General features: G+C 57.0%; 19 protein-coding genes. 14 read left to right on the forward strand and 5 right to left on the reverse strand.

From position 1 onward, the window contains the following. Window positions 1–13 precede the first annotated feature (13 nt). The 5 genes from J4772_RS09070 to J4772_RS09090 all read right to left on the reverse strand — a co-directional run bounded on the left by J4772_RS09070 (window position 14) and on the right by J4772_RS09090 (window position 5,332). On the reverse strand, window positions 14–1,501 hold the full coding sequence (locus J4772_RS09070; protein WP_209074973.1) for a leucyl aminopeptidase family protein: 1,488 nt from the start codon (window positions 1,499–1,501) through the stop codon (window positions 14–16). Next, complete coding sequence (locus J4772_RS09075) at window positions 1,498–2,574, reverse strand: metallophosphoesterase family protein (RefSeq protein ID WP_209074974.1); 1,077 nt, start codon at window positions 2,572–2,574, stop codon at window positions 1,498–1,500. Before J4772_RS09075 ends, J4772_RS09070 begins: the two co-directional genes overlap by 4 nt. Before the next feature lie 90 nt (window positions 2,575–2,664). Continuing rightward, on the reverse strand, window positions 2,665–3,624 hold the full coding sequence (locus J4772_RS09080) for a carbohydrate kinase family protein (protein WP_116061644.1): 960 nt from the start codon (window positions 3,622–3,624) through the stop codon (window positions 2,665–2,667). A 25-nt stretch (window positions 3,625–3,649) separates the two neighbouring features. Then, the gene (locus J4772_RS09085; protein WP_209074975.1) at window positions 3,650–4,693 is read right to left on the reverse strand and encodes a LacI family DNA-binding transcriptional regulator; all 1,044 of its coding nucleotides are present in this window, start codon (window positions 4,691–4,693) and stop codon (window positions 3,650–3,652) included. Window positions 4,694–4,780: 87 nt separating this feature from the next. Then, complete coding sequence (locus J4772_RS09090) at window positions 4,781–5,332, reverse strand: CehA/McbA family metallohydrolase domain-containing protein (RefSeq protein WP_209074976.1); 552 nt, start codon at window positions 5,330–5,332, stop codon at window positions 4,781–4,783. 76 nt (window positions 5,333–5,408) lie between these two features. Between J4772_RS09090 and J4772_RS37315 the strand changes: the two genes are divergently transcribed. The 14 genes from J4772_RS37315 (at window position 5,409) to J4772_RS09155 (ending at window position 21,367) form a co-directional block, all read left to right on the forward strand. Next, window positions 5,409–5,543, forward strand: a complete 135-nt coding sequence (locus J4772_RS37315; protein ID WP_256442689.1) for a hypothetical protein — start codon at window positions 5,409–5,411, stop codon at window positions 5,541–5,543. A gap of 211 nt (window positions 5,544–5,754) precedes the next feature. Next, window positions 5,755–6,414 (forward strand): bifunctional 2-keto-4-hydroxyglutarate aldolase/2-keto-3-deoxy-6-phosphogluconate aldolase, encoded by a 660-nt coding sequence (locus J4772_RS09095; protein ID WP_209074977.1) that lies wholly within the window; start codon window positions 5,755–5,757, stop codon window positions 6,412–6,414. 211 nt (window positions 6,415–6,625) lie between these two features. Next, window positions 6,626–7,108, forward strand: coding sequence for a ferric iron uptake transcriptional regulator (locus J4772_RS09100; protein WP_116058597.1), 483 nt, complete (start codon window positions 6,626–6,628; stop codon window positions 7,106–7,108). Between the two features lie 324 nt (window positions 7,109–7,432). Further along, window positions 7,433–8,452, forward strand: a complete 1,020-nt coding sequence (locus tag J4772_RS09105) for an ABC transporter substrate-binding protein (protein ID WP_209074978.1) — start codon at window positions 7,433–7,435, stop codon at window positions 8,450–8,452. Window positions 8,453–8,545: 93 nt separating this feature from the next. Next, window positions 8,546–9,658 (forward strand): ABC transporter ATP-binding protein, encoded by a 1,113-nt coding sequence (locus tag J4772_RS09110; RefSeq protein ID WP_209074979.1) that lies wholly within the window; start codon window positions 8,546–8,548, stop codon window positions 9,656–9,658. Next, the gene (locus J4772_RS09115; RefSeq protein WP_209074980.1) at window positions 9,655–11,349 is read left to right on the forward strand and encodes an ABC transporter permease; all 1,695 of its coding nucleotides are present in this window, start codon (window positions 9,655–9,657) and stop codon (window positions 11,347–11,349) included. Before J4772_RS09110 ends, J4772_RS09115 begins: the two co-directional genes overlap by 4 nt. Window positions 11,350–11,382: 33 nt before the next feature. Beyond that, a complete protein-coding gene (locus tag J4772_RS09120; RefSeq protein ID WP_209074981.1) occupies window positions 11,383–12,162 on the forward strand; it encodes an inositol monophosphatase family protein in 780 nt (259 codons plus the stop codon). A gap of 133 nt (window positions 12,163–12,295) precedes the next feature. Beyond that, window positions 12,296–13,984, forward strand: coding sequence for a cache domain-containing sensor histidine kinase (locus J4772_RS09125; protein WP_209074982.1), 1,689 nt, complete (start codon window positions 12,296–12,298; stop codon window positions 13,982–13,984). Next, window positions 13,981–14,793, forward strand: a complete 813-nt coding sequence (locus J4772_RS09130; RefSeq protein WP_209074983.1) for a response regulator transcription factor — start codon at window positions 13,981–13,983, stop codon at window positions 14,791–14,793. The genes J4772_RS09125 and J4772_RS09130 overlap by 4 nt, the downstream gene beginning before the upstream one ends. Window positions 14,794–14,914: 121 nt before the next feature. Then, a complete protein-coding gene (locus tag J4772_RS09135) occupies window positions 14,915–16,153 on the forward strand; it encodes an amidohydrolase (RefSeq protein WP_209074984.1) in 1,239 nt (412 codons plus the stop codon). After that, window positions 16,150–17,376 carry an amidohydrolase gene (locus J4772_RS09140; RefSeq protein ID WP_209074985.1) on the forward strand — a complete coding sequence of 409 codons (1,227 nt, stop codon included), beginning with the start codon at window positions 16,150–16,152 and terminating at the stop codon, window positions 17,374–17,376. Before J4772_RS09135 ends, J4772_RS09140 begins: the two co-directional genes overlap by 4 nt. A gap of 610 nt (window positions 17,377–17,986) precedes the next feature. Continuing rightward, window positions 17,987–19,189: an MFS transporter gene (locus tag J4772_RS09145; RefSeq protein WP_209074986.1), complete on the forward strand. Its 1,203-nt coding sequence runs from the start codon at window positions 17,987–17,989 to the stop codon at window positions 19,187–19,189. Between the two features lie 5 nt (window positions 19,190–19,194). After that, window positions 19,195–20,697 carry a sensor histidine kinase gene (locus J4772_RS09150; protein ID WP_209074987.1) on the forward strand — a complete coding sequence of 501 codons (1,503 nt, stop codon included), beginning with the start codon at window positions 19,195–19,197 and terminating at the stop codon, window positions 20,695–20,697. Then, window positions 20,672–21,367, forward strand: coding sequence for a response regulator transcription factor (locus J4772_RS09155; protein ID WP_209074988.1), 696 nt, complete (start codon window positions 20,672–20,674; stop codon window positions 21,365–21,367). The genes J4772_RS09150 and J4772_RS09155 overlap by 26 nt, the downstream gene beginning before the upstream one ends. Window positions 21,368–21,558 lie beyond the last annotated feature (191 nt).

Consider the following 21,558-nt stretch of genomic DNA (forward strand, 5'->3'; position numbering starts at 1 on the left):
CTCAGCACGCTGCCTACTTCATCCTCGAGACATATTCGGCCAGCATCCGCGCTCCGAAGCCGGTTGCGCCGACGGCGTGTTGTCCTTTGGCCGACGAAGCTTCCTTCGTGCCGCTCATATCGATATGCGCCCATCTGAGGGAGGGATGAACAAACTTGCGCAAAAACAGCGCCGCCGTAATCGCGCCCGCCTCGCCTACCCGGCTGATGTTGCTCGTATCGGCGTAATCGCTGGCTAGATAAGCCTCGTATTCGTCAATGAGCGGAAGCTGCCAGACTCGCTCTCCGAATGGCTCGCCCGCTGCCCGTACATCCCGCGCAAGCTCATCGTCGCCGAGAATACCGGCCACTTTAGAGCCGAGGGCTCCTACAACGGAATAGGTTAACGTTGCCACGTCGATCGCCTGCTCTGCGCCAATGCGATGAGCGTAGATCAAGGCATCAGCCAGAACGAGTCGCCCTTCCGAGTCGGTGTTGCCGACCTGAACCGACAAGCCGTTCGCATAAGTAATGATCTCTCCGGGCAGCAGCGCGCGACCCGAAGGGCTGTTCTCCGCCGCCGGCACCAGAACCGCCGCATTCACGGATGCACCGCTGCGGACAAGAATGTCGAGCGCGGCCAACGTCGCCCCTGCTCCCGCCATATCCATCCGCATATCGCTGATATCATGATCGCGCTTCAAACTGATGCCTCCGGTATCGAAGGTAATGCCCTTGCCGACCAACGCAACTAAAGGCTTCGACGAGTCGGAGCAGTAGCGAACTTCGATAAAAACCGGTGGATGCTCGCTCCCCTTGCCTACGGCTGTCACTCCTGCGAAGCCCATTTGTTCCAATTGCTCGCCTTCGTACAGAGTCACTTGCGCCTCAGTATCGGTAAAACGCTCCTTCACCCTTGCCGCCAGGTCGAGTGGACGAAGACGGTTCGGCGGCTCGTTGATCAGATCGCGCGCCCAAATCGTGCTCTCCGCCCGTATGCTCCCGATACGAATCGCTTCCCTAAGCGCTGCGTCGTCGCCGACAGCAAGCCGGATCGTCGCAGCCGCGCGGGCCTTGGCGTCCTTCTTATACTTGTCGAACGAATAAACGCCGAGCAGCGTTCCTTCTACCCACGCCTCTACCTCATCCGTTCCTCCATCGCAAGAAGGTCGCCCTGCAGTCAGCCCCGCAAACGTCAAGACGGCCGTTAGCCGATTCTCGCGAACCAGCGCGCGGCCCGCCTCTCCTGCGGCATCCCGCAGCACATGCAGACCGTACTTGACCGCTTCGCCTAAGCCGACGAGCAGAACGTCGGGCCGACCTTCCGCACCATAGAGCCAGGTCGTCGCATGTCTGTCCGCCATACGAGGCAGCAGCTTGGAAGAAGCCAGCCCCTCTGGCATCCGCTGAAGACTTTCCGCAAACACGGGAACGATCAGCGTGTCGACTCCCACAGTATCGCCGTTCCCACCGGTTCCGCTCCCGACACCCGCAGCGCTTGCAGCGATCAGCTCGAAGTTCATCGCACGATCCCTCCGTCCGCTTCGACGATCCAGGTCTCGAAATCGCGGCGCCCTTCCGTCAGTTGAATCACGCGAGCGCCGCGCTGCAGCTTGCCGTAGCAGTTGTAGCCCGTTACGCGACCGTAACAGAGGCGAATTCCGTGAAGCGTGCCGCAATAATCGTTGTCGTGATCGTGGCCGACGAAGGTCCCCATCACATCGCCCATCTGCACCATGGCGCCAAACAAGCCGGTGTTGATTTTCGGACATTCGACCCGCTCTTCCTTCGTGCCCGTTGCCAGTCCGGCCTCCCACACCTCATCGTACTCCGGCACGGGAATGTGGAAAAAAGCGAGCGCCGGCAGCGGTGCCGCTGAGACAGCCTTTGAAACTGCCCCTGAGACAATCCCTGAAACTCCCACTGAAACTGCCCCTACGTCTACAGCTGTCCCCGACCCTGTCGTTGCCTCCGGCCCTTCCACTATCTCCAATCCTGCCACTGCCGCCGATCCTGTCGCAGCCCTCGCCTCGGGCCCGATTCCCGTTCCGGCCCGTTCCGCCAATTGTCGAGCCTGCTGCGTATACCAATTCACCTGGTCGGTGTGAATCCAGGCGTATCCGCCGATCGGCTCAGGAGCGTTAATGCCGGAATCGAAGAAGTAAAGAGCCGCAGCCACAGCCGCTTCGCCTTCGCTTCCTTGCACCGTTAATACATAATTGCCGGTCCCATGGATGTCAGCAGGGCCGGCAACGGAAAGGCATTTGTCATTTTCCTGCTGAATGGCCAGCAACTCTTCGTGAGTCACGCGCGCTTCGGCGTCATGATTGCCGAATACGGCCGCCCAAGGAAGCCCGGAGGCGACAACCGGCGCGAGCGCCCGGCGAAAGCTCGCCTTAGGATCGGGAACGCCGTGGCTCCAGATCATATCGCCGGTCAGCACGATCAAATCCGGCTTCTCCGAAGCGATGATCCGTTGGACGAGATCAGCCGTCTTGCCGTCGCTGATCCGGTCCTCCTCCTTGTCGTCCCCGAAATGCATATCCGTAAATTGGACAATTTTGAATTTGCCGTCCCCATTAAATTTCAAGCTCATTTTTCTCCTCCTCGGCGCTCGTGCTTCCCCTGTCGACGCTCATCCCTCTTGACCGCCTGCACTTCACTTTCGCGTCTGCAAACCGTCCCGTTAACTCACAGCTTCCCAGCTGTCCGTCGTATGCCCGATTTTCTCCGCAATGAACTTTTCCAGCGAAGCCCCGTCCGACGTTCCCGTATTGCCTCCGTACTGGCTGACCGACATCGCCCCGCAGCCGTTGGCGTACAGCAGACTTTGCGCTGCGCTGCGTCCGGACAGAAAGCCGTAAATGTAGCCGGCGTTGAACGAATCCCCCGCTCCCGTCGTATCCCTTACAGTTACCGGAAAGCTGGAGCGGTACGTCGTCGATCCGGCGACTGCCGCAACGGCGCCCTTGGAGCCGAGCTTAAGCACAATATGGCGGCTGTGCCGAGTCAGCACCTGCAGACAATCCTCTATAGTGGAACAGCCCGTGTAGTTCATAGCCTCCACTTCATTCATGAAAAAGACGTCCACCTCGCCCATCAGCTCGAAAATGCCGTTATACCACTCCCCGGTGTCATCCCAGCCTACGTCGATTGAGGTCGTCACGCCCAGCGCCTTGAGTTTCCGGGTCATCTCCATGTAATCCCGATGGTTTTGGCTTCCACGATATCCGGTCAGATGAACGTGGCGACCGGCGGCAACGCTGTCCATATCCAGCTCCATCAGGCTCATCTCCGCGTTGGTGCCGGCATAAGAAATAAAAGAGCGATCCTTCTCTGGATTGATCGCGATGGAGATGCCGGTATTGTTCTTTTTGCTGGTACGAATATATCTGGTATCGATTCCATAACGAGAAAATTGACTCCGGACATATTGCCCGAAACCATCTTCTCCAAGAATCCCGTTAAATGCGATTTTTAATCCGAGCTTGGCCAGCGCCAAGCTGAACAAAGCCGCTCCCCCGCCGACATGCAACGTCATGTTGGGAACGAATACTTCCTGGCCGGGGCCGGGAATTTCCTCGCACCCCGCAACGACCAGATCGATGTTCGCATCGCCGATAACGATTGCGTCATATGATTTCACAGTTGTCACTTCCCCATTGGCTTGCTTATTCCTGTTCCAATCCTGTTATTTCGTCCGCTTGCCGTTCCTGGCTGCGCGAGCTCTCCCGAACGACCAGGCGATGCTCGAGCACAACGTCTCCGTCCGGAGGCGTATCGCCGGCAATCAACTTGAGCAGCACGTCCATCGTCACCCTGCCCATCTGGTGAATCGGTTGCTCCATCGAAGTCAGCGTTGGACGGACAAGCTCGGTCAATTGGCTTCCGTCGAAACCAATGATCGCAATATCTTCCGGCACTCGCAGATTATGATCCCGAATGCAGTTGATGGCGCCGACCGCCATGTCGTCGCTGACCGCGAATACCGCCGAAGGCGGACTGCCCGCGCTCAACATTTCCTTCATCTGGTCGTAGCCGCTCTGAACCTTGTAATCGCCAAAACGGATATGCTCGAACACCAGCTTCTTGCCGAAGTCCGACATCGCATTGCGATAGCCGCTGTACCGATTCTGGCCGGAGGTCACGTCCCGCATGTCTCCGCCGATAAATCCAATCGTCTCGTGCCCCTGCTCGATCAAATAACGCGTTGCATCATAAGAGGCGGCATAGTCGTCGACGATGACCGAAATAAACTTCTGATCCATCGGTTTAACGCTGGAGAAAATGACTGGCGTCTTGATTTTATGAATGAACGCGCGGATTTGCTCGTTTATTTTCTCATGCATAATGATGATGCCTTCGACGCGCATTTCCTGGAACACGTTTAAATACTTGTACTCTTTGTCGATGTCCTCGCTGATGTTGCAGACAAGCAGATGGTATTCATTGGCGCTCGCACGTTCCTCGATGCTGCTCAAAATCGTCGAATAAAAGCTGGATGTCAAGTCGGGCACGATGACTCCGATGAGGTTCGTCTTTTTGCGCACCAAGCTGCGGGCGATTTGACTCGGAGCGTATCCCAATTCTTCGATGACTCGGTTCACTTTCGCTTTGAGATCGTCTTTAACGTATTTCTCTCCGTTCAACACTCTGGACACGGTCGTCACAGATACGCCTGCCATCTTGGCCACATCTTTGATCTTAACCTGCATCTCATTCACCTCGTCGCAAACTAAAAAAGCATCCAACTGACATAATTCGCCGAAGTAGCCGCCAACTCCTTCCAACTTCCTACTAAATCATTCCTTTTCCACGAATAGCGGTTGAGAAAATGCGGAATATCCGCCTTCCAAATACACCGCCACGCGTACGTATCCTTCATCGCCTTGGCATTCGTACTGCGCCTGCGAAATCCGGCCGGTCGACTCCTTGAGCACTTTGCCGTCTTTGCCGAAGAACGTCACATATTTGTACATTTTGTCGAGCAGCTCGTTCGAGCGCAGATCCGCTACGATCGTATTGCCTTCGACCCGGATGCCTTCAAAGCCGTATCCCGTCGAGACGTAAAAGTTGCCGGCATTGATCGCGCGAATGATCGCTTCTGTCGTGTTTTCTTCCGCCATGACGACATTCCAGGCGCGTTTCTCTTGTCCGTATACGTGGGAATCGTCGTTGCCGAAGCCCCATACCCGGTAGCCCGTGGAAAGAATTGCATCCCACTTGTCAAAAGCGATATCGTATTCCGGATTGCCGTCTCCGTTATATACTTCCACGCCGAGATAACGATCCATCGCCAGCATATCTTCCAAATTCCAATAGTTGGAGAAGAAACGATTCGGATGCACAAGCACCGCAAACCCGCCCGCTCGCTTAACGGTCTGCCAGACCGTTAGAGGCGGTCATCCGATCGATTTCGAAATCGATCGGATGACCGCCTCTAACGGTCTGGCAGACCGTTATGCGAGTGAAATCGATCGGATGACCGCCACTAACGGTCTGGCAGACCGTTATGCGAGCGAAATCGAGCAGATGGGCGCCTCTAACGGTCTGGCAGACCGTTAAGCGAGCGAAATCGATCGGATGACCGCCTCTAACGGTCTGGCAGACCGTTATGCGAGTGAAATCGATCGGATGACCGCCTCTAACGGTCTAACAGACCGTTAAGCGAGTAGCAAAATCGTACCTGTCTGAAGCCGGCAAAGCCGTCCCTTTTCGGGGATGTAATGGACTTTTTTTTCAAATCACTTTAATAAAAGAGAGGCGGACAAATTAGATGAACAAGATTCACACGATTCAGCGTATTGTCGATCACGGAGTCGTCGCCGTGCTGCGCGGCAAGGACGCCAACGAAGTGGCCGAAATGGCGGAACAAGCGATTGCAGGCGGAATCAAGGCAATCGAGATTACGATGACGGTGCCCTCGGCGCTCAAAGCGATCGAGAAGCTGGCCGCAAAATATTCCAGCACGGCGAACGATCCGGACAAGTTCGCGATCATCGGCGTCGGCACGGTGCTCGACCCGGAGACGGCGCGAGCCGCCATTCTAAGCGGGTCCGAATTCGTCGTAGGGCCTTCGCTTAATCCGGCGACCGTCGCGCTGTGCAATCGCTATCGGATTCCGGTAATGCCCGGCGTCATGACGATCAAGGAAATTCAGGAGGCGCTGGAGCTTGGAGTCGATATCGTCAAGCTGTTCCCAAGCACGACTCCGTCGGCGATCAAGGCGATCAAAGGACCGCTGCCGCAGGCAAACATTATGCCGACGGGGGGAGTTACGCTCGACAATATCGGCGAATGGATCGCGGCGGGCGCCATTGCCGTCGGCATCGGATCGGACCTGACGAACGAGGCCGCGAAGAAAGGCGACTTAAGCCTGATCGCCGCGCGCGCCGCTCAGTATGTGCAAGCCTTCAAGGCCGCCAGGGGCCAATAGTTCGCGTCTTGACAGACCTGCCAGCCGTTCATTTACGGCTAGGCAGGTTTTTACGTTGTCGTCAATCGTCGGTCGCGAGGCGGAGGTTTATAATCATATAACGATGTGTTTATGGAAAATGGCGTCAATTTCTTTGATTTTTTCGCCCGATTTCGCTATTATAAAAAAGTGACGATAAATACGACTCTAATGAAGCGGAGGTGTCCATAGGATGGATATCGTAGAGCAAATCGACAAAATCAATCGGCAATTGACCGTGAACGGATATAAACTGACGCCGCAGCGCGAAATTACTTTGAAGGTGCTGCTGGAGAACGAGAGAGATCATTTGAGCGCCGAAGATGTGTTTATGCTCGTGCGACAGAAGTTTCCGGAGATCGGGTTGGCAACGGTATACCGGACTTTGGAACTGCTCGCGGAATTGAACATTGTGCAGAAGATGAACTTCGGAGACGGGGTCGCCCGTTTCGACCTTCGTCAGGAGGGGCACGATCATATGCATCACCATCTCGTATGCAGGGTATGCGGGGCGCTGGAGGAAATTCAGGACGATTGGCTGCTCGAGCTGGAGCAACGTGTCGCTAACGAATACGGCTTTAAGGTGACCGATCACCGCCTCGATTTTATGGGTGTATACCAAACTTGCAAAAACGACAGCAAGACCTGCAAGAGAACGGGCAAAGCCGTTTCTTGAGCAGGGAAAGCCAGACCTGCCGACCGCTTTATTGCGGTCGGTAGGTTTTTTTGCGTCTGCCGAGGGGATGAAGGGACTTGTGGCGATACTATTGGCGAGCAAGCGATGGTAGTATGCGGGCAATAGACCGTCGCGCTGCACGCAGCACTATGAGCGGGCAAGCGGGGGGATGCACCATTTTGGCCTCGGTCGCGAGTGCGACTGGGCGTTCCCCAGGCGGGAAAGAGTGCGTTTTTACAAACAAAAGTGCCGGATTGTTACGTTGTGAGCTTCTTGAAAGCGCTTTACAATGAACATGTAAATCAAACAAGGGAGGACATCGGGATGAGAAAAAAATGGGCGGGCGCAATGGCGCTGCTGCTGGCGGGAAGCGTGATCACGGCAGGCTGCGGCTCCGATAGCAAGGGCAAGGAAGGCGGAAAATCCGATTCGCTGACGCTGTACTATTCCCACGCGGCGGACTGGTCCGATCCGATCGTGAAGGAGTTTCAGGAGAAGACCGGGATCACGGTTAACCTCGTGGGTGCCGGCACGGGCGAGCTGATCGCAAGAATCCGCGCCGAGAAAGACAATCCGTTGGGCGACGTGTTATGGGGAGGCTTCGTAGACGGCTATGCGGTCGTCGACGATCTGCTCGAGCCGTACAAGAGCACCGAGCTCGACAAACTGATCCCCGAGGCGAAGAGCCCGAACAACACCTGGTACGGCTTTAACCTAGAGCCGATGGTTATCATCTACAATCCGAAGCTGGTGAAGGAAGAGGAAGCTCCGAAGAGCTGGGAGGATTTGACCGATCCGAAATGGAAAGGCAAAATCGCCCATGCCGATCCGGTCAAGTCGGGCTCGTCGTTTACGGCCGTGGTGAACATGATCCTGTCCAAGCCGGATCGCGAGCAGGGAATGGATCTGATCAAGCGATTCGTCGACAACCTGGACGGCAAGCTGATCAGCAGCTCCTCCGGCACGTTCAAGGGCGTCGCGGACGGCGAATACAGCGTTGGCGTGACGTATGAGCAAGGCGCGCTCAAGTATATGGAATCCGGAGCGGATCTGGAAATTGTCTATCCGTCCGACGGCAATACGCTGCTGACGTCCGGTCTCGGCATCGTTAAGAACGCCAAGAACATGGAGAACGCCCAGAAGTTCGTCGATTTCGTGCTGGGCAAGGAAGTGCAGTCCCATATCGGCGATATTTACCGTCGTACGGTGAGGACGGATTTGCAGGAGCCTAAGGGCATGGTTCCGCTCAGCCAGCTCGTAAAAATCGATTACGACATGGAATGGGCCATCGCCAACAAAGAAATGATTACGAAGAAATGGAAGGAATTCGTGGTCGGCCAATAAGCCCAAGAAACTGGCTGAACGCAGAGGCACCAAGCGGCGGGAACCAGGGAAACTCTCTCGCGGTTCCCGCCTCAACGAGACAGGAGTGATCAGATGAGCCACAGCGTAACCTTCCGCAATCTGACGAAGAAATACGGGGACAACACGGCGGTAGACGGCATCGATTTTTCTATTAAGGAAGGCGAATTTTTCACTATTCTCGGTCCGTCGGGCTGCGGCAAAACGACGCTGCTTCGCATGATTGCGGGCTTCAATTCGATTGAGGACGGACAGATTTTGTTCGACGACCGGGTCATGAACGAGATTCCCGCTTACCAGCGAAATATCGGGATGGTATTCCAGAACTACGCCATCTTTCCACATATGACGATTCAGAAAAACGTCGCATACGGGCTGAAGGCGCGCAAGCTGCCGAAAGCGGAAATCGCGGACAGAGTGGGCGATATGCTGAAGCTGATGCACATCGAGAAGTACCGCGACCGCGATCCCTCTCAGCTCAGCGGCGGACAGCAGCAGCGGGTCGCGCTGGCGCGGGCGCTTGTCATCCATCCGACGATTCTGCTCATGGACGAACCGCTCAGCAATCTGGACGCCAAGCTGAGAATCGATATGCGCATCGCCATCAAAAAAATTCAGAAAGATCTGAACATTACGACGATATATGTGACGCACGATCAAGAGGAAGCGCTGGCGATGTCCGACCGGATCGCGGTCATGAACGCAGGTATTGTCGAGCAGATCGGCACGCCGCAGGAAATTTACTCGAAACCCGCGACGGCGTTCGTGGCCGGCTTTATCGGCACGACTAATTTCCTGGACGGCACCCTGACCGCTGTAGACGGCTTTGCAACAACCGGCACAGCAGAGCCGGGCAAGCCGGTCGCAGTCGACATCAAGGGCGTCGGGACGATCCCCGTCGGCGCCAGGAAGACGACGACCGGCGATGTCCGTCTCGCCGTTCGTCCGGAGGATATTCATCTGACCGAGCCGGGAGAAGGCGAGCCGCAAGGACGCGTTGCGCTTGTCACATTCCTCGGCGACTTCATCAGCTACGAGATCGAGCTGGGCGGCGGACAAACCGTCGAGGTGAACGAATACGCCAAGGACACCGCCGTACTGCGGGCCGTCGGCGACCGGGTCGGCGTTCGCTTCAACCTCGGCAAGCTTCATCTGTATCGCCACGGCGAGGGGGAGGCGATCGTATGAGCATCCCTGCGACGGGACCGGGAATCGGACAGGGCGGGGCGCGTAGAAGATGGCGGAAGCCGTCGTTCTGGATCATCGTCAGCGCGTCGCTGTTGGCGCTGATGATCGTGTTTCTCGTCTATCCGTTCTCCTCGCTGTTCCTGAAGAGCTTCTATCACCCGGAGACGCACCGGCCGAGCTTCGTGAACTTCATCGACTTTTTCACGACGCCCTACTACTTCAACACACTTAAACACAGCTTGACGGTATCGGCGCTGACGACGGTGCTGGCGACGCTGATCGGCGTGCCGCTCGCTTACATCATGACGAGATTTAATGTATGGGGCAAATCGATTATCAATATTATGATCGTGCTGAGCCTGTTGTCCCCGCCGTTCATCGGCGCGTATTCATGGATTTTGCTGCTTGGGCGCAGCGGCTTCGTGACGAAGCTGTTCGAGAAAATCGGCATCGTGCTTCCGACGATCTACGGCTTTCAAGGGATGATTCTCGTGTTCACGCTGAAGCTGTTCCCGTTCGTCTACATGTACGTTTCCGGCGCGCTCTCCAACATGGACAGCTCGCTGGAGGAAGCGGCCGAGAACCTCGGCATGTCCCGCATCCGCAAGCTGCTGACGCTAACGTTCCCGGTCATCGTACCGTCTATAAGCGCGGGCGCTATCGTCGTGTTCATGACCTCGCTCGCCGATTTCGGCACTCCGCTGCTCATTGCCGAAGGCTACAAGGTGCTGCCCGTCGTCGTCTACGAGGAGTTCATGAGCGACATCGGGGGCGATGTCTATCTGGCCAGCACGCTGAGCACCGTTATCGTCCTGTGCGCGCTGCTCGTGCTGTTCGTCCAGAAGTATATCGTCTCGCGCAAAAACTACCGAATGAGCGCCCTGCGCCCGCCCGCCGTTCAGAAGCTGAAGCTGGGCAAGCGCTCGCTGCTCACGGCGATCGCCTTCGCGGTGTCGCTGCTTGCGGTCACGCCGCAGATCGTCGTGTTTATCACGTCCTTCATCAAGACGCGCGGTCCGCTGTTCGTAAGCGGCTTCAGTCTGGACAGCTACAAGGCGATCGGCTTTAAGCTGTCGAAGAATATCGCCAATACGTTCTACTTTGCCAGCATCGCCATCGTCATTATGGTCGTCGTCGGCCTGCTGCTGAGCTACGTCGTCGTCCGCAGAAGGTCGCTGCTGTCGTCGCTGCTCGACTCGCTGGCGATGTTCCCTTACGTCATTCCCGGCTCCGTGCTCGGGATCGGGCTAATCACCGCCTTCAACAAGGCGCCGCTTATTCTGACCGGAACGGCAACGATCATTATCGTGTCTTACGTCATCCGCAAGCTGCCGTTTATTTTGAGATCAAGCACGGCGATTTTGTACCAGATCGATCCAAGCATCGAGGAAGCCTCGATCAGCCTTGGCGTGCCGCCGATGCGCACGTTTTTCAAGACAACCGCGGTGCTGATGCTTCCCGGGCTGTTCTCCGGAGCCATTCTCAGCTGGGTGCAGACAATCAACGAACTCAGCTCCACGCTGATCTTGTTCTCCGGCAAGACGGGCACGATCTCGGTGGCGATCTTCACGGAAATTTTCAAGGACAGCTTCGGCACGGCGGCAGCGCTGGCTTCGATTCTGTCGGTGGCGACGGTCGTCTCGCTGCTCATTTTCAATAAATTTTCCGGCGGCAGAAGCGTTATGATGTAGAAGCAGGATGGGACACCGAAGGGAGACGAAACGATGGAAGAGTTAATGGAGAAGACGATTGCCTGCGTGCGTGAGGTCGGCGAAATCGTTCGCGGCGGAAGCAAGGAGCTTAGCGTCGAGGAAAAAGGGTTCGCCAACTATGTCACGAATATCGACTTGGCCGTTCAGCGGGAGCTTAACGGGGCGTTAAACGAGCTGGATGCGGAAGCCGAGTTCATCTCCGAGGAGAACGAGACGAACGATTATGCGACACGGAAGGCGAAGTGGATTCTCGATCCGATCGACGGCACGACCAATCTGATCCACGGGTACCCGCACGTCGCGATTTCCGTCGCGTACGTGGGGCAGGAGAGACGCTTCGGCATCGTCTACAATCCGTTTAACGGAGAGTTGTTCACCGCGCTGTCCGGCGCGGGAGCTTGGCTGAACGGAGAGCGGTTGTCCGTATCGCGCAACGCCGCGCTCGGGGATTGCATTTTCGGGTTCGGGTTTCCGTACGAGAGGCGGGTGTCCGCCCCCAGAATGTTCCGCGCCGCCGAAAAAGTATTCGCCGAATGCCAGGACCTCAAGCGCAAAGGACCGGCTTCTCTCGATTTGGCCTACGTAGCGGCCGGAAGAATCGACGGCTACTTCGAGGTCGATCTGAACGTGTGGGACGTGGCGGCTGGCCTGATTCTGCTCGAGGAGGCCGGGGGACGGGCAACGGACTGGGAGGGCAAGCCGCTGCCCGAAGCGCTGGACAAGACGGCTCTGATCGCAACGAACGGACATGTTCACGACGAGCTGACAAGGCTGGTTCGAGCAGCCGGGTAATCGCTCCGGCGAATCGCTGCCAGACGTTAACGGTTGCGTCCCTTCTTGCGGATGCGTTATCCTCTTCCTATGGAAGAAGAAGCGGACGACCGTTGCGTTAAGCAGCCTAGAATCGCCTAAGGAGATCATCCGCATGCGCAGAAAGTTAAGCTTTTACAACAAGCTGCTGATTTTTTTCGTCCTGGTCGGCGTCATCCCGCTGCTCATCATCGGATCGATGACGTACGGCTTCTCGAAGCGCTTTTTTCTCGAACAGTACCGCCAGCAGCTGCACGACAAAGTGGCGGGGGCGGCGGAAAGGTTCGACGCGCTAGCGGAGGAATACGACGGCATTATGAATACGATCGGCGAGCTGCCGGAGGTGCGGCAGGCGCTGCTGGGCGGGAACGCCGAGCTGAAGAAAAACGTCGAGCAGCGCATGCACCTGCTGCTGGCGGGCAAGAAAAACAAAGCGGCTATTTACCTGATCAACTCCGACGGCAGCGCCCGCTATTCGACCCGCGAGCTGCCGTCGATCTACAATCCGGTCAAATACCGCGGGTGGGGCATCTTCCGCACCGCCCACGAGGCGGAGGGGGAGATACGGGCATATCCGCATGCTTACGAAAGCCTTCAGGGCGACAAAGTCGTGCTCAGCCTCGTGCAAACGGTTCATTCGGCCTCCGGCGAACTGCTCGGCTACCTGATCGTAGATTTTCCCCGATCTTTGATCGCCGATAGCGTAAGCGCTTACGACGCTCCGTTCGCCATGGATTTCGTCGTGCTGGACGGGCATGCCTACACGGTGATCCATACGAAGCAGCCCGAGCGGGAAGGAACGCTGGAACGGGATCCCGCGGAGATCGGGAGCGGAGACCTGCTTCAGGTCGTAGCCTCGAAGAAGCTCGGATTGTCCGTCTACGGCTATTCTCCCGGCGCCATCGTGGAGCAGAGCATGGGGTTCATTCAGACGCTGTTCGCCGTCGCAGCCGCAGTCAGCTTCGTTATCTGTTTATGGTGTGCCTACAAGCTGTCGAAATACGTATCCAAGCCGATCTTCGAGCTCGCGCATTCGATGAAACGCATCTCGATGGGCGATCTCGCGGTTCGGATCGAGTCGCGGCGCGTCGACGAATTCGGCATCGTGGCCAGCGGCTTTAACGCCATGGCGACGCAGATCAAGGATTTGATCGCCAGCGCCAAGGATGAGCAGAGGCGGCTTCGCATCGCCGAGATCAAGGCGCTGCAGGCGCAGCTGAATCCCCATTTTATCTATAACACGCTCGATCTGATTAAATGGAATGCGAAGATGAACCAGACGAAGGAGATCGGAGGCATCGTCGTGCAGCTTGCCAGACTGCTGCGGGGGATGATTCATGTGGACGACGAGGAGACGACGCTGGGCGCGGAAATGGAGCTGATCGAGCATTATCTGTACATCCAGCGCATCCGGTTCGCAGACCGCCTGAGCATGGAGATCCGCATCGACCAAGAGGCGCTGGACGCCACGATTCCCCGTCTCCTGCTTCATCCGCTCGTCGAGAACGCCATCGTGCACGGCTTCGAGAATAAGGTCGGCAACGTGGATTTGAGTATCGTCTGCCGAAGAAGCGGGGACGAGCTTGAAGTCGAGATCAAGGATAACGGTATCGGCATGAGCGAGGAGACGTTAGCCGCCATTCGCGGAGGAACGCATCAAGGCGGCATCGGAATCAATAACGTGCATAACCGGATTCGGCTCTATTATGGGGAAGCCTACGGGCTTGATATCGACAGCGAATCCGGGATTGGCACTCGCGTATCGCTGCGAATTCCGTATCGCCGGAAGGAGGAGACCGCATGATCAAAATCATGGTCGTCGAGGACGAACAGCTGCTGCGCAAAGGCCTGGTCATGACGACGCCGTGGCACGACTACGGCTGCGAGGTGATCGGAGAGGTGGGCGACGGATTGGAGGGCGCCAGATTGATCGGCAAGCTGCGTCCGGACATCGTCATCACCGACATCCGGATGCCGGGCATGGACGGCATCGAGATGATGCGCAAAGTTCGGGAGACGAGCGACACGGAATTTATTCTAATTACCGGCTTCAGCGACTTCAAATATGCCAAGGCGGCCGTCGATCTCGGGGCGCAGGGCTTTATTCTGAAGCCGATCGACGACGCGGAGCTGGACGCCGTGCTGGCGAAGACGGTGGAAGCGATCGGCCGGAAGCGGAAATACGACCTGGCGCTGCGAGAGCGCTCGGCGGAAAGCGTCGGCTTGCCCGGCAAGCTGGCTCCCGTCGGAGGCGCGAAGCCGAACGATCGATATTTGGCCGAGGCGATCGCGTACATCGAGGCGAACCTGGAGCGCAATTTCTCGCTCCGAAGCATCGCCGACCATCTGCATATCAGCGAAAGCTACTTGAGCAAGCTGTTTAAGAGCAAAACCTCCTATACGTTCCTCGAATTTTGCACGACCTACAGGATCAAGAAGGCGGCGGAGCTGCTCATGGACGAGAGGAACAAGGTGTACGAGATCGCAAACAAGGTCGGTTACCCCGACTCCCGCTACTTCAGCACTCTGTTCAAAAAGCAGATCGGTCTGACGCCCACCGAATTTCGCCAATATCACGTTCCCGAAACGGCGGGAACGGCCCGAGAGCCGTAAGCGGATTCCGCTTGCGGCGCTTTTGTTTGCAGAGGACATTTCCGCAAGAACTATTTTTCAGATGCATCCGTTCGTGTTAGTATACAAGATAAACCGCGAACAGGCAGGGGAGTTAACTACATTGCACAATGCTTATTGGCTGCTTAACGTACGTCTGGAGACGGGGCACGAGGTTGAGAGCGGGGCTGTAACGGGGACGAAAACCGGGTTGTTCCGACTTCGCATCGAGGACGGCAAAATTACGGCTATCGCAAGCATGTCGGATGCGGGAGATGCCGACGGACTGCCGCAGCTCGACGCTCGCGGCTTGCTGGCGCTGCCGCCTTTTATCGAGAAGCATTGCCATCTGGACAAAACGCTGCTGGGCGATCGCTGGCGTCCGGTTCGTCCTGCGGCCAGTTTGTTCGAACGATTCGAGATCGAGGCTCGCACGCTGCCAACGCTGAGGACAACGATGAAGGAGCGGGCGGAGAAGCTGCTCGAATTGCTTCTTCGAGCCGGATCGACGCACGTTCGAACGCATGTCGATTTGTACCCGGAGGCGGGGCTGCGTCATCTGGAGGCGGTGCAGGAGGCGCTGGCCTCGTTCGAAGGCAAGCTGACGAGCGAGATTGTCGCTTTCCCGCAGCACGGACTTCTGCGTACGCAAAGCGCGGGAATAGTCAGAGAGGCGCTGCGCGGCGGCTGCGGGCTCGTCGGCGGGGTCGATCCGCATACAGTGGACGGCGATATGGAAAAGTCGCTGCAGACGATGATGGAGCTTGCCGTCGAAGCGAACGCGGACGTCGACCTGCATCTGCATGACGGGGGACGCATCGGTCTGGACACGATTCGGAGATTGGCCCAGCTTGCGGACGAAACGGGCTGGCAGGGCCGGGTTTCAATCAGCCATGCCTTCGCGCTGGCCGATATGCAAGGCGAGGAAGCGGAAGAAACGGCGCAACTGCTGGCGAACAGCGGCATTGCCATTATTACGAGCGTGCCGCTTGGCCGTGCGATTCCGCCGGTTCCGTTCCTTCACGACCGCGGTGTACATGTAGCGGTCGGCTGCGACAATATTTTCGATTCATGGTCGCCGTTCGGCAACGGAGACGTGCTGGAGCGGGCGGGGCGATTGGCCGAGCGCTTCGGCCGCAAAACGGAACAAGAGCTGGCCGAAGCTTTGGGCTTTATTACGGGGGGAGTCACGCCGCTGGATAAGGACGGCCAACCAGTTTGGCCGAAGCTCGGGGACGAGGCGAGCTTCGTGTTCGCGGAGGCGAGCTGTTCGGCCGAGACGGTGGCCCGCAGGGCCAAGCGGCCTGCCGTCATGCATCGGGGAACGATAGTAGCGGGAGCGCTGGAAAGGACGTCTTTATGAACAAATCCTCCTATTGGCTTGTGAACGTTTTGCTGGAAACCGGTTACCGCTACGAGGACGGCGATATCGTGGGCACGGATGCGCAGCTGCACCATATCCGCATCGAGGACGGGCGAATAGCTTCCGTCGCCTTCGGCGAGCTTCCCGAGGACGGGCTGCCGCGGCGCGATGCGGCGGGACTGCTGCTGCTGCCCGCTTTTAGAGAAATGCACATCCACATCGACAAGACCTATTACGGCGGGCCTTGGAAGGCGGTCAGGCCTGCGAACGGCGTATTCGGAAGAATCGAAGAGGAGCGGGAGCTGCTGCCGAAGCTGCTGCCGACCGCACAGCAGCGGGCGGAGAAAATGCTGGAGATGCTGCTCGGCTTCGGCTCGACGCATGTTCGGACGCACTGCAACATCGATCCGGTCGTCGGGCTGCGGAACATGGAGGCCGCCATGCGGGCGCTGGATACGTATTCCGGCAAGCTGTCGCATGAGGTCGTCGCCTTTCCCCAGCACGGTCTGCTTCGCTCCGATGCGGTAGAGCTTGTTCGCGAAGCGATGCGTCAAGGCGCGACGCATGTCGGCGCAGTAGATCCGGCGACCGTCGACGGCGACATCGATCGCTCGCTGCAGACGGTGATGGACATCGCGATCGAAGCGGACTCGGGCGTGGATATTCATGTCCACGACGGGGGCGACGCCGGACTCGCGACGATGAGACGAGTTGCCGAGCTGACCGAGCAGGCCGGCTGGCAGGGCCGAGTGACGGTCAGCCACGCGTTCGCCTTCGCCGGGGATGCTGCGGCCGCCGCCGAACTGGCGGGACGTTTCGCCGAGCTCGGCATCTCGATTACGTCTACCGTGCCGTTCGGGGGCTTGATTATGCCGCTGCCGATGATGCATGCCAAGGGCGTCGCCATCGGGCTTGGCAACGATAGCATTACCGACCACTGGTCGCCGTTCGGCATCGGGGACTGCTTGGAGAAAGCGGGTCGTCTGGCCGAGCTGTACCGGTTTGTGGACGAGCGTTCGCTGGCGCAATCGCTCGGCTATATTACCGGGGGCGTAACGCCGCTCGACGCCGAAGGACGCCGCGTCTGGCCCGCACCCGGCGATGCGGCCGACGTTGTGCTTGTACAGGCGAGCTGCTCCGCGGAAGCGGTGGCGCGGAGAGCGGAGCGCAAAGCGGTGCTGTTCGGAGGAGAGCTAGTGGCCGGGGCGTTGGAGAAGAGATGACTCCATGATAGGGAGAAATGGAAGGGCTTTGCCGGGGCCGGCGGCAAAGCCCTTCTCCGAACGCTTTGCTTCGCCAGCGAAAATAGCAGATACTCTCCTGCTAGGCGGCCTAAGTAAATCTACGGAAGCAGATCATTTCCCCTTTTCCATTTTCACCCAGCTCCAATGTGCACGACGATGAGTAGTTGGTGTCACACTTAAATTATGCAAGTCGCATAAGGACTGCTTAAATGTACTTGCACATGATGCTGCCAGTGACAGGATCGTCGAAGAAGTCCTGTCGAATCTTCAGCTTCACTCCCTCGATTTTTCATGCTTTGATCCGGTCCAGCGCCAAAATCGCAGAGGCGCGCCACATCATCCAAATCCATCATCACCTTGCGCTTTTCAGCATCCCTTGCAGCAGATCAATCCCAGTCAGCACTGACCAACTGGAGAAATTGTGCAAGGTGCCTAATTGAAACACGTACTTTTTAGTCTGGCTATACGATGATGGCAATATCCCGAAAGCCTACAATGTAATTATGGACCGTAAGTTGAACAACCTATTTGAAGCCGACAAAGCCATCCCTATCGGATTGAAATGAGCTTCCTGTTAAGGAGATCGTTAATGAAATTCAAATCTGCATTTCCGTTATTGCTGCTCAACATGTTTCTCGCGAATTTAAGTATGGGGCTCGTCATTCCGATTTTGCCGGAGCTGCTCGAGCTGTTCGAAGCCGGAGGACAGGCTGCGGGTTATCTCGTATCGTGCTTTGGTCTGACGCAGTTTCTATTCTCGCCGATGGCCGGCAATCTGGCCGACCGCTATGGCCGCAAACCGCTCATTATAGTCGGACTGATTCTGTTCTCGATATCCAACCTGCTGGCCGCTCTAGCTTGGGATATTTCTCTCTTGTTCGTATCGAGGCTGATCGGCGGAGTCGGTTCGGCCGCGTTAATTCCCGCCATTATCGCGTATGCCGCCGATATTACGACAGACGAGCAGCGCGGCAAGGCGATGTCCTGGTCGGGGGCGGCGATGACGTCGGGCTTTATTATCGGACCGGGAGTCGGCGGACTGCTGGCCGAACTGGGCCTGAAGACGCCGTTCTATGCATCTGCGACCGTAGGATTGCTCGCTATGCTCTGCAGTCTGGCGCTGCTGCCGGAATCGCTTAGTCCCGAAATTCGCCGGCTACGACAGCGAATGCAAGAGAAGAAAGCCAATCTGTTTCGCCAGATCGTGCTGTCCGTACGCTCGCGGTATTTCGTTTTGCTGCTGATCGTGTTCGCGATGACCTTCGGTTTGACGCACTTCGAGGCGATCTTCCCGCTTTACGTCGTTCAAGCTTACGGCTTCAGCACGGGCGAGATCGCGATTTTGCTCACGCTGTGCTCGCTGATCGGCACGGTAAACCAGATCTTGCTGACGGACCGGATATGCCGGCGATTCGGCGAGAAAAGAATTATCGGCGCGATGCTGACGCTGTCGGCCGTTACGCTGGCGTGTTTACTGCTATCGGGCAACTATTTTTATGTCATGTTCGTCACGATGCTGTTTTTTACGTTCAACAATATTTTGCGTCCGACGATGAATACGCTGCTGTCCAAGGCGGCCGGAGAGGATCAAGGCTTCGTGGCGGGAATGAACAACGCCTATACGAGCCTCGGTACAATATTCGGTCCGCTGCTGGCCGGAATTCTGTTCGATATTCATCTTGATCTGCCGTATCTGTTCGGCGCATTCGTGCTGCTGGCAAGCAGTCTCATTCTGGTAAGGCGAATCGGCGGAAAACAGGCCGCTTCCGAAGCGATACTTGGGACGAGGTGAGGTTCGTGTCCATCCGCATCAAGCTGCTGCTCTCCTATACGGGCATGCTGATCGTCAGTCTGCTCGTCGTCGCGCTGACCGCCGGTCTATTCGCAATTACGGCCACGGGAGACATTCGCAGCTTTCGCGATTTCTACAAGGTTCACTATCAGCTTAATCCCTTGACGGAACAGGAGGAGTCGATCTTCCTGGAGCTGAAGTATTTGGCCAAAAACGAACCGGACCGTCTGGAGGACGGCAAGCTGCTGGAGGAGTACGACTTCAAGCTCAAAACGGTGCGGGCCGGTCTCTACGTCCGCCGGGAAAGCAATCAGGTATTCGAATCGCGCACGTTTAACCAGCCTGAGCTGGAGCACTATTTGCCCGCCTACGATCTGGACAACAACCAGATTCGCAATACGTTTAACATCGGAGAACGGTTTTACGCCTACGCGAAATTCGATTTTCGGTTTTCCGACGGGGCCAAAGGAGGCGTATTCGTTATTCGCGAGCGCAGCCCGTTCGGCGAGGTCGTTCGCAAGCTGCTTCCCGTGCTCTTCATTCTGCTTGTCGCCGTCATCGTCGCGGCCAATCTGCTGCTGTACCGGTGGATAACTCGTAGCGTCGTCAAGCCGCTCGAGCTGCTGCGCGGTTCGGCCGAACGGATCAAGGAAGGCCAGCTCCGGCATTCGCTCGACCTGCGCTCGAAGGACGAGATCGGCCAGCTCAACGAGACATTCGAAAATATGCGTAAGCGGCTGCTGGAATCGGTAGAGCTCCGGCTGCGGGACGAGGAAAGCCGGAAGGAGCTGATCTCGAACATTTCGCATGATTTGCGTACGCCGATTACGAATATCAAAGGCTATATCGAGGGCATTCGCGACGGGGTGGCGGATACGCCGGAGAAGATGGACAAGTACGTCAACATCATCTATTCAAAAGCGAACGACCTGGACAAGCTCGTCGACGAGCTGTTCCTGTATTCCAAGCTCGACTTGAACCAGGTTCCGTTTCAATTCGAGCATGCGGACATTGTCGGTTTTCTCGACGATTGTATCGACGAACAGCGTTACGTGGCCAAGGAGAAGGGCATCGAGCTGGAATGGGACGAGCGTCCGAAGAGCGCCGTTCCGGTCGTGGCCGATTTCGAGAAGCTGAAACGGGTCGTGCTGAATATGATCGGCAATGCGCAGAAGTTTACGGACAAGCCGTACAAGACGATTCGCGTTTCCGTTCGGGGGGATTCGAACCAAGTCACCGTGGAAATTCGGGACAACGGCATCGGCATCTCGCCGGAGGACATTCCGCATATTTTCGACCGCTTCTACCGCGCCGAGAGATCCCGCAATTCCTCGACGGGGGGCAGCGGGCTCGGCTTGGCCATCGCCAGACAAATCGTCGAAGGACATGGCGGCTCTATATGGGCGAGCAGCGAGCAGGGGGTCGGCACGAGTTTTTATTTTACCTTGAAGCGGCCTACGAATAAGGAGGGAGCGGCAGTCGATGACGACACGCATTCTGATCATTGAAGACGAGACGTCGATCGCCGAGCTGGAGCGGGATTACTTCGAGCTGAACGGCTTTCACGTCGACTTGTGCCACTCGGGAAACGAAGGGCTGCAGCTCGCACTGCAAGGCGATTACGCACTCGTTATTGTCGATTTGCAGCTTCCGGGAATGAACGGCTACGAGCTGTGCAATCGCATCCGGCAGGAGAAGGAGGTTCCGATTCTGGTCGTATCGGCCAAGAAAGAGGAGATCGACAAAATCCGCGCCTTTCATCAGGGAGCCGACGATTACATTACGAAGCCGTTCAGCCCAAGCGAGCTGGTGGCCAGAGCGAAGGCGCATCTAACTCGCTACGAGCGGCTGATGGGCAAGCGGGAGGCGGCGGCAAACACGGAGCTGCGTTTTCGCGGGCTTGTTATCGACAAGGCGTCCCGGCGAGTGCAGGTGCGCAATAACGAGGTCGTGTTTACGACCCGCGAGTTCGGTCTGCTGGAATTTCTGGCGAGCCATCCGAACCGCGTCTTCAGCAAGGAGGAGCTGTTCGAGCGGATCTGGGGCATGGATTCCAACGGCGACATCGCCACCGTAACGGTGCACATTCGCAGGCTGAGGGAGAAAATCGAGGTCGATCCGTCCGACCCGCAGTATATCGAGACGGTCTGGGGGGCGGGTTATCGCTTTTCGGTGTAGGTGGACATGGACATAGCCGTTTAGAATTTGTTAATCTTTATTTTCGAATTTGTTAATCCCGAGTTTCTCGGCAGTTTAGCTCTCTCCTTTAAGCTTATAGACAAGGCCACAACAAACCGATGGCTATAAGTTGAACGGTAGATACGGGGAAGAGATGATCCCATGAAATGGAGAAAGGAAATGGTTTTGCT

It is taken from the genome of Cohnella sp. LGH, from assembly GCF_017671885.1.
GTDB classification, from domain to species: domain Bacteria; phylum Bacillota; class Bacilli; order Paenibacillales; family Paenibacillaceae; genus Cohnella; species Cohnella phaseoli.